At 47.6% G+C, this 12,602-nt stretch carries 10 protein-coding genes and 1 tRNA gene; 5 read left to right on the top strand and 6 right to left on the bottom strand.

The features are described 5' to 3' along the window. Nucleotides 1-51 precede the first annotated feature (51 nt). From ACTHR7_RS01605 to pip, 4 genes are all read right to left on the bottom strand, one after another. Complete coding sequence (locus tag ACTHR7_RS01605) at nucleotides 52-552, bottom strand: hypothetical protein (protein WP_440370208.1); 501 nt, start codon at nucleotides 550-552, stop codon at nucleotides 52-54. Between the two features lie 10 nt (nucleotides 553-562). Next, nucleotides 563-1,180, bottom strand: coding sequence for a TIR domain-containing protein (locus tag ACTHR7_RS01600; protein WP_440370207.1), 618 nt, complete (start codon nucleotides 1,178-1,180; stop codon nucleotides 563-565). Nucleotides 1,181-1,262: 82 nt separating this feature from the next. Continuing rightward, nucleotides 1,263-3,551: a CRISPR-associated helicase Cas3' gene (cas3, locus tag ACTHR7_RS01595; protein ID WP_440370206.1), complete on the bottom strand. Its 2,289-nt coding sequence runs from the start codon at nucleotides 3,549-3,551 to the stop codon at nucleotides 1,263-1,265. Between the two features lie 120 nt (nucleotides 3,552-3,671). Continuing rightward, complete coding sequence (gene pip / locus ACTHR7_RS01590; protein ID WP_107867195.1) at nucleotides 3,672-4,601, bottom strand: prolyl aminopeptidase; 930 nt, start codon at nucleotides 4,599-4,601, stop codon at nucleotides 3,672-3,674. Nucleotides 4,602-4,725: 124 nt separating this feature from the next. Between pip and yciA the strand changes: the two genes are divergently transcribed. Together yciA and ACTHR7_RS01580 are read left to right on the top strand one after the other, a co-directional pair. Continuing rightward, entirely contained in the window at nucleotides 4,726-5,160 is a 435-nt protein-coding gene (gene yciA / locus ACTHR7_RS01585) for an acyl-CoA thioester hydrolase YciA (RefSeq protein ID WP_107867194.1), read from the top strand. A 244-nt stretch (nucleotides 5,161-5,404) separates the two neighbouring features. Continuing rightward, nucleotides 5,405-6,196: a formate/nitrite transporter family protein gene (locus ACTHR7_RS01580; protein ID WP_107867193.1), complete on the top strand. Its 792-nt coding sequence runs from the start codon at nucleotides 5,405-5,407 to the stop codon at nucleotides 6,194-6,196. Nucleotides 6,197-6,348: 152 nt separating this feature from the next. On the opposite strand, the gene ACTHR7_RS01575 is transcribed toward ACTHR7_RS01580, so the two are convergent. Further along, nucleotides 6,349-6,425: transfer RNA gene (locus ACTHR7_RS01575), tRNA-Pro, on the bottom strand. A 154-nt stretch (nucleotides 6,426-6,579) separates the two neighbouring features. Next, the gene (locus ACTHR7_RS01570; RefSeq protein ID WP_003746217.1) at nucleotides 6,580-8,103 is read right to left on the bottom strand and encodes a fumarate hydratase; all 1,524 of its coding nucleotides are present in this window, start codon (nucleotides 8,101-8,103) and stop codon (nucleotides 6,580-6,582) included. 852 nt (nucleotides 8,104-8,955) lie between these two features. On the opposite strand from ACTHR7_RS01570, the gene ACTHR7_RS01565 reads away from it, so the two are divergent. From ACTHR7_RS01565 to ACTHR7_RS01555, 3 genes are read left to right on the top strand one after another with little or no spacing between them, the layout of a single operon-like run. Then, the gene (locus ACTHR7_RS01565; RefSeq protein ID WP_440370205.1) at nucleotides 8,956-9,594 is read left to right on the top strand and encodes a 4Fe-4S dicluster domain-containing protein; all 639 of its coding nucleotides are present in this window, start codon (nucleotides 8,956-8,958) and stop codon (nucleotides 9,592-9,594) included. Beyond that, nucleotides 9,594-11,222 (top strand): FAD-binding protein, encoded by a 1,629-nt coding sequence (locus tag ACTHR7_RS01560; protein WP_440370204.1) that lies wholly within the window; start codon nucleotides 9,594-9,596, stop codon nucleotides 11,220-11,222. Before ACTHR7_RS01565 ends, ACTHR7_RS01560 begins: the two co-directional genes overlap by 1 nt. Beyond that, nucleotides 11,219-12,472, top strand: a complete 1,254-nt coding sequence (locus ACTHR7_RS01555; RefSeq protein WP_440370203.1) for a complex I 51 kDa subunit family protein — start codon at nucleotides 11,219-11,221, stop codon at nucleotides 12,470-12,472. Before ACTHR7_RS01560 ends, ACTHR7_RS01555 begins: the two co-directional genes overlap by 4 nt. Nucleotides 12,473-12,602: the final 130 nt, after the last annotated feature.

The following is a 12,602-nucleotide window of genomic DNA, read 5'->3' as shown; positions in this document are numbered from 1 at the left end:
TCCAATAAATATTTATATTGTGATTTATAAACCCTATAAAGCCCAATTTAATTAATCTAAAAATTTTTCCAAACTATCTTTATCTAAGACAGGGTAAAGCCCTAAATACTCTTGTCCTTGGAATGAACTGTCTACAGAATCAACTAAAGGTAGAATAGCTACGTTTCCAGACTTCAATCCATCAAAGTATCCTAATTCCCAAGGCATCCATTTAGAAGACGAAGCATTATCCGTGGCTAAATACAGCAATTTAGAAGATTGCTTCATTCTATGCCGCAATGTTTCAGCAGTTTCTTTTGTTACAGAATCCCTGGAAAGATGTTTATCAAATACCCAATCTATGTAAACTGTTTTACCCATACCTTTAAAGATATTTTCTACCCCAATAACAAGCTCCTCATCTCTAATAGAATTTGAAAGAAAAACATCAAATTTAGATTTATTTTCTTGATTTTTAATGATATTTGAAAGTTTCTCTGGGTAGCTTTCCATTGCTAATTTACTGCGTTGTGCAGAACTACGTACTTCTTGCTCAGTAAAGAAAAAAAACATCTATAAACTCCTAAACTCTGGTATTAATAATATATTTATCAGCATTCTCTTTAATTTCAACAGCGGCATTAATCCAACCATTGACATTTGAAATAAATTTATCCCAATTGCACTTAAGCATATAAGACTGAGAACAGTTAGGGGTTAAATAATTTGCTGGATATGAATATTTCAAATTGTTTCTATTATTGCTTATGATATTAAAATAGAAACCAGGTTGATCAGTATAATTATAATTACCGTTCCAGTCTGGCAAAGCCACTAACAAAATTGCATTTCGCTTGCTTGAAGATAATGCTCTTTTTTTGTTTTTAATAGAGTATGCAATTTCCCAAGGAATCCACTGTTCACTTTCGGCAGTCCACAATTCCTTCATGTTCGGTGAAAGCAAGACTATTGTTACTGAACTGTCAAAAATCTTATCTGATAATTTTGTTTGAATAGTCTCATCTTTAAATTGAGCTAGACTTTCATTGTCTTTCTCTCCTTTGTTTATATGGATGCCATCTTTTTCTAATTTTGCTTGCAGAATATCAACATAATCCCGAGCTGTCGCTTCCTGATAAGGGGATAAGCGTTTTACAGATGAATCACTATATTTGTATGAAATAAAAATTTTACGTCCCATAGGAACTCTCCTTCTAATAAAATGGTTGCAGGTTAATTTCAATAAGTAGCCAAACGCTAAATAATTTAATCAAATTCAAATTTCAAAATATCAAGCTCTCCTCTTTTATAAAACTAGCATCCTCCCAACTCAGCCCCGCCACTTCATCATACAAATCCAGTCCAATCAGCGTATAAAACTGTTTGCCGAAGTTTTTCTCGTTAATCGGTTCGATACGCCCTGCTTTATATAAAGCGGCAAGGGCTTTTTCGGGGATTTGAACGGTGTAGGGTTGCAGTTTGCGTAAGAGTCCGCCGATGTGGTCGGCGTGGTGCAGTCTGCTAATGAGGTTTTCGGCATCAACATCAAACGGAATAATCAGCGGCTGCATATGGCTTTCGATCATGCGGAATTTGTCGGCGATGGTTTGGAATGGGAAATCGAGGCTTTGCCCTGTATCGTTGTGCATTTTCAGGATTTTTTTATTGTCCAGTTCACTGCCTTTTAATTGATAAAGCTCGGCGAAGTAGGCAACGACGGCTTGGGTGGATAAGAGGTCGTCTGAAAAGCTGTCGGCGGTCAGGCGCATAACGGCGGCTTGGGTGGCAAGTTCGGGCGGGGCTTTCCATTGTTCTTCGGGCGCGAATATCCAGACAAAGCTGTTTTCAGACGGCCTTTTGCCTTCTCGGTTACAGCGTCCGGCAGCTTGCGCAACGCTGTCTAAACCTGCTTCGGAGCGCATCACCAGCGGAAAATCTACATCCACACCTGCTTCAATTAAGGAGGTGGCGATAACGCGGCAGGGTTCGTCGTTTTTCAGACGGCCTCGGATTTCATCGAGCTTTTGGCTGCGATGTTTGGCACACATTAAGGTTGTCAGGTGGAACGTGCCGTCAAGGTGTTTGGCTTGGTCGTACAGGCTGCGAGCGTGGCGACGGTTATTGACGATAACGAGCATTTGCGGATATTCGGCAAGTTTGGCGAGCAGGTCGGCGTCGGTTTGTGTGCCGATCTGCTGCACGGTGGTGCGGCGCAGTTTGTCGAAAAGTGCGGTCGGTTTTGGGGCGATTTCGCGCACGTTTTCAAAGCCGCGATAGAAGCCGTTTTCGGCTTGCACGGCTGGCTGGGTGGCGGTGCACATGACGATGCTGCAGCGGTAGTTTTGCGCCAATTCTTTGATGGCTTGCATGATGGGCAGCAAAAGATTGAGCGGCAGCATTTGCGCTTCGTCGAGGATGATGACGGAGCCTGCGATGTTGTGCAGTTTGCGGCAGCGCGAGGAGCGGTCGGCAAAGAGGGATTCGAAGAATTGCACGGCGGTGGTCACGACAATCGGCGCGTCCCAGTTTTCCGAGGCAAGGCGCAATTTGTCTTTGGTGGCCTCATTTTGCAGTTTGCCGTCGTTGAAGGTGCTGTGGTGTTCCAACACGGCTTGTTCGCCTAATTCGCCAAAGGCTTTGCGGAATTCAGCGGCATTTTGTTCTATGATGCTAGTGAACGGAATGACGTAAATCACGCGCCGCATACCGTGCCGTTTGGCATGTTCCAGCGCGAATGCCATGGAAGTGAAAGTTTTTCCGCCGCCGGTCGGCACGGTGAGCGTAAACAGCCCTTGCGGTTGCGCCGCTTGTTCTATGGCATGATCAAGAATTTCACTGCGCAAGCGGTTTAAGGCAGCATTGCGTTTTTCGGCTTCGGTTTGCGCTGGAGCTTGGGCGATACGTTGTCTGAAAGCGTTGATAAATTGATTGAAATTGTGTTGTAAGGAGTTTAAATCGGGATAACCGCCACGCTCGCTGGCTTTGTTTTCTAGGTTTAAATAAAAGGCTTCGGTGTCGAGGTAATCAGCATCCACCAAGCAGGAATAGAGCATTCGGGTGAAGAAGGCGTAGGAGAAAAAAGGATGATGCGCGTCGGCTTTGAGTGGCGGTGCGGACAGGTTTTGAGGGGGCTTGATTTCTTGTTGCCACAGATTATCGAGAGCAGGAATATCTGCACCAAATTGCAATGCCAAACGCTGCTTTAACGTGCGGCGGTTATCGCCTTCGCCATTACCATTCGCAAGCCCCGCATGATGCCCCGCAATGCAAAACGCCATCAGCTTGCCAATCACATTTCCCCAGCGTTCGACGGCAATTTTGGCTCCGGCGGTGGCATGATCGACTGATGGGCCTCCATGCAATCGCTGATTAAAGGGTTCCGAATATTTCCCTACATCATGAAGCTGTCCCGTCTGGCAGGCAATTTCCTGTGCACCGAATACCCGAGCAAACTCCGCCGCCATTTCCCCAACATTGACCGAATGGCTTTGCAAGGTTTGCCAATGTTCGTAAGGCAAGAGATTGCCGAGTTCGTCTTGGGCGGAATGGGCGTAGTAAATTAGGGGTTTCATATTGAAATTCTAAAAAATTCAAACTGATATTATGCAATAATAATATGATATTAAATTTAATATGTAAATAAAAAAATGCCGTCTGAAACTTTTTCAGACGGCATTGTTATTGATTAACCTTTATAACTTGCTTCTAATATCCTCTACTGCTTTCACTAAAGCCTCGGAAAGCAAAGGATCAAAAGAAGAGTGGCCTGCTTGGACGATTCTCAATTCTGCCTCAGGGAAGGCTTGCGAGAGCTCCCACGCGCTTTGCATCGGGGTGCATAGGTCGTAGCGGCCTTGGACGATGATGGTGGGGATATGGCGGATTTTGCCGATATTTGCCAAGATGGCTTTATCGCCCTGCAACCAGCCTTCGTTCACGAAGTAATGGTTTTCCATTCTTGCGATGGCAAGGGAGGCTTGCGGGTCTTCATCTACATCTTTAGGTTCAAACTGAATAAGGTAGCTTTCCCAGTCTGCCCATGATTTAGCCGCTTTGAGGCGTGTGGCTTCATCTTCGCTGAACAGCATTTCATGGTAGGCTTTGATTAGGGTTTTGCGTTTGTTTTCGGCTACGGGGGCGATGAATTTTTGCCATTGAGCCGGATAAATTTGGCTGACGCCGCCTACTTCGTTCAACCATGCCATTTCAGACGGCCTGCACAGGAAAATACCGCGCAAAACTAAGCCGCTGACGCGCTCGGGATGGGTTTCGGCATAAGTCAGCGACAAGGTGCTGCCCCATGAGCCGCCGAAAACCAGCCATTTTTGAATACCGAGCATTTCGCGTACTTTTTCAATATCGGCAACCAAATCCCATGTGGTATTGTCTTCGATACAGGCATAGGGTTTGGAGCGTCCGCAACCGCGTTGGTCGATAATGACGATTCGGAAATGATCTGGATTAAAAAAGCCGCGACAGGCAGGTGATGCCCCTGCTCCAGGGCCGCCATGCAGGAAAATCACGGGGTGGCCATCAGGATTGCCTGATTCTTCCCAGTAGATTTCGTGAATGTCGGATACGCGCAAAAGGCCGCTATTTCGTGGTTCTTGAATCGGATGCATGAGCTTTCTCCTTTGTCTGATGAATATATTTAATTGTAACACTTTACCTGCTGATTTTTCAGACGGCCTACATAGGTTTAACGCCACAAATGGCGTAAAATACCACTTTTTGACAGGATTTTTTATGGCTGACAATAAACAAACCCATGCCGTACCCGAAGGACAACTTTTATTGCGTACGGTAGCCATGCCGCGCGATACCAATCCTAATCAGGATATCTTCGGCGGCTGGATTATGTCGCAAATGGATTTGGGCGGCGGTATTTTGGCGGCAGAAATCGCACAGGGACGCATTGTAACCGTGGCCGTTCAAGAAATGAATTTCATCAGACCGGTAAAGGTCGGCAACGTTGTATGCTGCTACGGTCATTGCGTCCGTGTCGGCAATACTTCTTTGCAACTGAAAATCGAAGTGTGGGTGAAGACTTTAATGAACGATATGGTCACGGAAGACCGCCAACTGGTCACCGAAGCCGTGTTCACTTACGTCGCTATCGATGCACAAGGCAATCCACGCCCTATTCCTCGCGAAGGCAATGCAAAGCTGGCTCATTTGTAAGTTTAAAAATCAAAACAAGGCCGTCTGAAACCTCAACGTTCAACGGCCTTTTTTCATACAGAAGCAAAATGTAATAATATTTCTTTTGAGCTAAAGCAAGGCGAAGTATCTGTTTTTTAGGTTTAATTCAGGCTGATTGATAAGACAAAGACCGTACACCGGCTCCCTATAACACTACTCTACCGCGACAGTTTGTACCACCTTTAAAACAACGTTTCCTCCTCAACCCACTTTAAGGAACATCATGGCTTCGCGCGATTTATACCCACAGGAAATTTTACAGGTTGTTCTCGACAAAAGCTGCGCCAAAGCACAATCCAGCATCCCCACACTGGCGGTTTTGAGCGTTTTGGCGGGCGGATACATCGGCTTCGGTTATCTGGCTTATTTGAAAGTGGTCAGCGGCATTCCGCACGAATGGGGCGGCTTGGCGACTTTGCTCGGCGCCGCCGTATTCCCAATCGCCTTGATTTGCATCCTGCTTGGCGGCGGCGAGCTGGTAACCAGCAACATGATGATTATGTCTTTAGGCAGATTGGCCGGACGGATTTCCTCCAAAATGCTGCTGCGCAACTGGGTTATCGTCTGCATGGGCAATTTGGTGGGCACGCTGGCAATGGCGTTTTTCCTCGGATACTATGTCGGTATGATTGAAGGCAGCGTGGCAGAAAAAACCATTGCCGTAGCGGAAGCAAAAGTCCATATGGATTTCGGCCGCGCTTTCGTATCGGCGGTTGCATGTAACTGGATGGTCTGCATGGGCGCGTGGCTGCACTTTGCCGCTAAAAACACAACCGGACGAATGCTGGCCATTTGGTTCCCCGTCATGATTTTCGTATTAAACGGCTTCCAACACCTTGTCGCCAATATGTTCGTTATCCCAGCGGGTATTCTGGCAGGCGCAAATATCACATGGGGGCAATTTTTCTTCAACATGATTCCCGTATTCCTAGGCAATGTCGTCGGTGGCGCATCCTTTGTCGGCGCTTCTTATCTTTATACTTATAAAGACGCGCTGAAAGATAGTGCCGAATAGTTCTGCTTTATAAACAACAAAACCTGCTTTTTAAGCAGGTTTTGTTTCAGACGGCATTTGCATCCAGTTTTAAGATCCATTCGGACACATTATTCAGATAAATCATCCAAACGAAAAAAGAGCCGTTTTTAAAACGGCTCTTTCAAATTCTTTGGTCGGAGTGAAAGGATTCGAACCTTCGACCCCTTGCACCCCATGCAAGTGCGCTACCAGACTGCGCCACACTCCGACTCGATAAGCCATGAATTTTAGTTTCAAATACTGATTTTGACAAGTGTTTTTTAGGAAGGGAAATTTACTCGTTTGAAAACATTTGAATTATTTGTAAGCAAAAAAAGGCCGTCTGAAATCGTTCAGACGGCCTTTGATTATTCAGTCAAATATCAAGCTTCAACCGGGATAATACCAATTTTGGCCTGCCATTGTTTTGGCGCAATGGCGTGAACCGATTCGCCGTTGCTGTCCACTGCAACGGTCACAGGCATGTCTTTGACTTCAAATTCGTAAATCGCTTCCATACCCAATTCTGGGAATGCCAAGACTTTAGATGCTTTAATGGCTTTGGCAACCAGATATGCCGCACCGCCGACAGCCATCAGGTAAACGGCTTTGTTGTCGGCAATGGCTTGGCAAGTTGCTGCGCCACGTTCGGATTTACCAATCATGCCCAGGAGGCCGGTTTGTTCCAGCATTTGGCGGGTAAATTTATCCATACGGGTGGAAGTAGTCGGACCGGCTGGGCCAACAACTTCGTCGCGGACTGGATCAACCGGGCCGACGTAGTAAATCAGTTTGTTGGTGAAATCCACCGGCAACTCTTCGCCTTTATTGAGCATGTCAACCAAACGTTTGTGCGCGGCATCGCGGCCGGTCAGGATTTTACCGTTCAGCAACAATACGTCGCCGGTTTTCCATGTAGCCACTTCTTCTTTGGTCAAATTGTTGACATCGACACGTTTGCCGTTATCCGGGCTGTAAGTCAGATCCGGCCAGTCTTCCAAAGACGGTGCTTCCAATTTGGCCGGGCCTGAGCCGTCCAATTCAAATTCGATGTGGCGGGTTGCCGCGCAGTTTGGAATCATGGCAATCGGTTTGGAAGCCGCGTGGGTTGGGTAGTCAAGGATTTTGACATCCAGCACGGTGCTCAAACCGCCCAAACCTTGTGCGCCGATGCCCAAGGCATTTACTTTTTTGTAGAGTTCCAAGCGCAGGGCTTCGGTAGTAGACAATTCTGCACCGGAATCGGCTTTTTCTTTGAGTTCCTGAATATCGATATGGCTCATCAGGCTTTCTTTGGCCATCAGCACTGCTTTTTCAGGCGTACCGCCGATGCCGATACCCAAGATGCCCGGAGGACACCAGCCGGCACCCATTTGAGGAACGGTTTTCAATACCCAATCAACAATATTGTCTGAAGGGTTGAGCATGGCAACTTTGGTTTTGTTTTCAGAACCGCCGCCTTTGGCTGCGCAAGTGACTTCGACTTTGTCGCCTTTTACGATTTCCATATGTACAACGGCAGGGGTGTTGTCTTTGGTATTTTGACGTTTACCAGCCGGGTCGGCCAATACGGAGGCACGCAGTTTGTTGTCAGGATAGGTATATGCACGGCGTACGCCTTCGTTAACCATTTCCTGTACGCTCATCTCGGCATCCCACTGTACATCCATGCCCACTTTCAAGAATACGGTCGCAATACCGGTATCCTGACAAATCGGACGATGGCCTTCGGCACACATACGGCTATTGACCAAAATCTGCGCCATCGCATCTTTGGCGGCAGGGTTTTCTTCTTTTTGATAAGCCTTATACAAAGCCTGAATGTAGTCTTTAGGATGGTAGTAGCTGATGAATTGGAAGGCATCGAAAATACTTTGGATAAAGTCTTCTTGCTTGATGACGGTCATGATTGTGTTCCTTTTCGGGAGTCATGGTAGGAAGGGTTTGTTTATTTTTTAAGAGACCGATTTTTCAGACGGCCTTCAATAGTGTAATAGTGCTTTTAAATGAATAATCCAGACAATATCATTTTCATACCTTATTGATTTAAATAGAATTTAATAACATATTAAATCACTTGGTTATTGATAACCCATATCTACTGGCTATTCGCTTATATAGAAATAAAACTACATTATTTTTAAATGATAATCTTATTATAAGCCGTCTGAAATATTTGGCTTAAGCATTTAGATAGTAAATTTAATAGCCTGTATTTAAAAGAGAACTATCTCCATTTCAGACGGCCATTTTATTTTTTAATACGATACACAATTGTAAAATTTATGTCATTCCCTCCCTCAACCTTCTTGATGGATGTCAAACTTATTTAATTTTTTGAAATTTTACAACAGCCTTTTCGTTTGTTTACAGAATTAGATATTATTAAATCTATACAACAGGTTATATATTAACTTCTAATATTTAATAATGATTTCTACTAGCAAATATTAGATTATTTTTGCAAATATACTAAAAAAGGTAATTTTCTTTTACCTTTAAAATCAAATATAAACAATTAATTTGTCTAAATAATAGGCATATTTTATTTACAATCTCTTCCTTAAGCAAGGCTAATCCCTCCCTATCATTAAGTCCAACAAATTCTGATGCACTTCGCCTTATATAGATAAACATTGATTTTAAAAGAATTTCCGAGTAAATCACTTGGATATTTTCCTTATATGCAATAAATGTAATAAAAATACAATTAATCAAATTACCCACTATTCCAACTTCCAATTTCACAGGAACAAATCATGAGTGAAAATTTGTTAACCCTGACCATAGACGGCCATGAAATCAAAGCTTCTGCCGACTCGTCAATTATCCAAGCCTATGCCCGTTCAGGCAATGCGATTACTGCCAATGTCGGCTGTATGGGTCAAGGCGTATGCGGTTCCTGTCGCTGCATGATTCGTAAAGAAGGCGAGCGCGAAGTCACCACTGCACTGGCATGCGAGACCAAAGTTGAAGAAGGCATGCAGGTCAGCTTCTTGGACTACTTTATTCCGGAGCACATCCAATATTACGACGTCAGCGAAATTGGAGATGGCTGGAACTGGTTGGACGACACCGCCAAAGCCTTCCCTGAAGCGCAAAACTGCCGCCATTGCGGCGGCTGTAATCAAGCCTGTCCTAAAGGTTTGCAAGTGGAAAACGGCGTAGCGCAGGTAGTTTCCGGCGATTTCGGCGCGGCTGCGCTGACCTTTGACCAATGCGTGATGTGCAACCTCTGCACCCTCTCCTGCCCCGAACACATCCGTCCGAACCACTTGGGCCTGTTCGCACGCCGTATGAAAGCGGCGCGTACATTGCGCCCTGTGGATTTGATGCGCCGCCTGCGCGAAATCGACAGCGGCAAAATGAAAGTCGAATTTGAAGAGGAGTCAGTGTAATGGTTAACAAAATCCAAGGCATAGACTACGAAACCGCCCTTGCCAACCTACGTGCGTCCTCATTGGAGCTTCGTGGCGATTTACCTGAAAAGAACGAATTACTGAGCCAATTTCACCCTGACTATCAGGCAAATGCGCGTGTGAAACTGCCTATCGGCCCAAACCAAGGCGATTACTGCCATCCTGATTTGGCCAAACTCTTAATCAGTCAGCCTCTGATTGACGACTATAATTTGTCAGGCGCTGAACATTTAAACACTGACGTATTGGTAATTGGCGGCGGCGGTGCAGGCGCGGCGGCGGCATTGTCTGCGACTGAAGCCGGCGCACGCGTCATCATGGCGAACAAACTGCGTATCGGCGACAGCAATACCGTGATGGCCGAAGACGGCATTCAAGCAGCGGTCGGCGCAGAAGACAGCCTGCAACAACACTTTGACGACACCATCAAAGGCGGCCACAACGTCGGCAAAAAAGAATTGGTTGCCCAAATGGTTACCGACGCGCCGTCCGCCATCCGCTGGCTGATCGGCTTGGGCATGACTTTCGATCTTGCCAAAGGTGCGGACAGCAACGGCATGTTGAGCCGCAAGCGTGCAGGCGGTACGACCGTGCCGCGCATTCTGAGCTACCGCGACTTTACCGGCCTCGAAATGATACGCGTACTGCGCGAGGCAGTCGAGCTCGACGAAAACATCACACAGCTCAACCGCCACCCCGCCATCGAATTATTATCGGACGAACACGGCCGCTGCGTCGGCGCGATTTTGTACGATTTGGAAAAACGCTCTTTGGTATTGGTTCACGCCAAAGCCGTGGTATTGGCAACCGGCGGCAGCGGACGCCTGCATTTGCAAGGTTTCGCCACTTCCAACCACTATGGCGCGACTGCAGACGGCCTGGTAATGGCTTACCGTATCGGCGCCAAACTGCGCGATGTCGATTCTTTCCAATATCACCCAACCGGCGTTGCCCACCCTCCACACTTGGCAGGCGCACTGATTTCTGAAGCCGTGCGTTCCGCAGGCACCAAACTGGTCAACGGTTTGGGCGAACGTTTCGTTGACGAATTGCAACCGCGCGACGTTGTTGCCGCTGCGATTCTGCGCGAATGCCGCGAAGGCCGCGGCGTGGTACGCGACGGACAAGTCGGTGTATTCCTCGACACCCCGCGCCTGATTGCTAACGACCCTGACGTATTGAATCGTTTGGTAACACTCGGCCACGTTGCCCACAAATGCGGCATTGACCCTGCCGTTGAGCCGGTCATGATTCATCCGACCCTGCACTATCAAAACGGCGGTATCGAAATCAACGGCGACGGCGCAACCTGCGTCGAAGGCCTCTATTGCGCCGGCGAAGTAACCGGCGGCATTCACGGCCGCAACCGCCTGATGGGCAATGCGCTTTTGGACATTATCAGCTTCGGCCGCCGTGCCGGTAAAGCCGCGGCAAATTGCGGCCTGCCGCTGAAAAAAGTACGCGGCGGTGTCGGACACGTCCACGACCTGCAACGCGAAATGACCCGCGCCGGTCTGACCAGCGACATCAAAGCCCCCGTTTTATATCCCGACTACGGCAAATTCGATTTGCGCGAACACGCCGGTTTGCAGGAGCAACAATCATGAATCAAGCCAATCAAAACTTACTGCATCCTTCCCGCCAAGTCGGCGCAGATTTAGCCGCTTGGCGCAAAGTCGGCGGCGGCGAAGGCCTGCTGGCTGCGCTTGCCGATCCTCAAAGCATCGTTTCCAAGCTGCAAGATGCCAATCTTTGCGGTATGGGCGGTGCAGGTTTCCCAACTTGGCGCAAATGGGAGGCTGCCGTTGCCGCCCAAAGCAAAAATGGCGACAAATACGTTGTCTGCAATGCCAACGAAGACGAACCGGGTACATTTAAAGACCGCGTACTGCTGGCAAATACGCCGCACCAAGTCATCGAAGGAGTTCTGATTGCCGCCGTTGCCTGCCGTGCCAACAAAGCAATTTTGTACGTCAACCCTCATCAAACCGAATCCATCGCTTCCATCACATCGGCCATCGAGCAATGGAAAAACAGCGATTTGTTTATCCGTATCGAAAACTACTTGGGTAAACCTTTGGACTTGCAACTGGTTGAAACTTCAGGCCGTTATATCGGCGGCGAAGAAACTGCCGTGATTTCATGGCTGGAAGGCGGTTTCCCCTTCCCGCGCCGCAAGCCGCCTTTCCCTGCCGAAAGCGGTGTCAACGGTGAGCCGACCCTTATCAACAATACCGAAACCTTCGCCAATATTCCGCAAATCCTTGCCAAAGGGGCGGAATGGTACAAATCGCTGGGCCTAGGCGATGCCGCAGGTACGAAACTCTACTCGCTTTCCGGCGACGTATTAAATCCGGGTTTGTACGAGCTGCCGATGGGTACGACCCTGCAATCGCTGATTTACGATCACGGCGGCGGTATGCTCGAAGGCCGTACGTTTAAAGCCGTATTTACCGGCGGCCCGTCAAACACGCTTTTGACCGTAAAAGATTTGGATGTGCCTTTGGACTTCGTTTCCGTACGCGAACGCAAATCCAGCCTCGGTACCGGCGCGATGATTGTGATTTCCGAAGGCACCAGCGTGGTGCGCAAAGTAGCCGAATATGTAGAATTTTTTGCTTCCAATTCATGCGGTCAATGTCCGCCTTGCAAAGGCGGCACGTTCCAGCTTTCCCGCCTGCTCAACCGGGTGGACACCGGCATCGGCACTTCAGACGACCTGCGTGCCTTGCAAAGCCTGTGCCAACTGTTGCCACGAAGCGGCCGTTGTGGCCTGATTGACGGCGCGGTTACCGTGTTGCAAAGCTCGCTGCGCACCTTCCCCGAAGAGTACGGCCTGTCGCAAGAACAGGAGTAAAACGGCGTTGTTTTCAGACGGCCTGTTACTGTAAAGGCCGTCTGAAAAACGATACCCGCCTCCCTTTCTCTTCTTTCCAAGATGAAAGAGAAACCCAATAAGAAAAATACCTTCCGAACCTACCAAAATA

Origin of the sequence: Neisseria sp. P0007.S010, assembly GCF_051962875.1 — a bacterium.
Lineage (GTDB): Bacteria > Pseudomonadota > Gammaproteobacteria > Burkholderiales > Neisseriaceae > Neisseria > Neisseria subflava_A.
The sequence above is the reverse complement of the archived record's forward strand: the minus strand, read 5'-3'. Positions and strand labels throughout refer to the sequence as shown.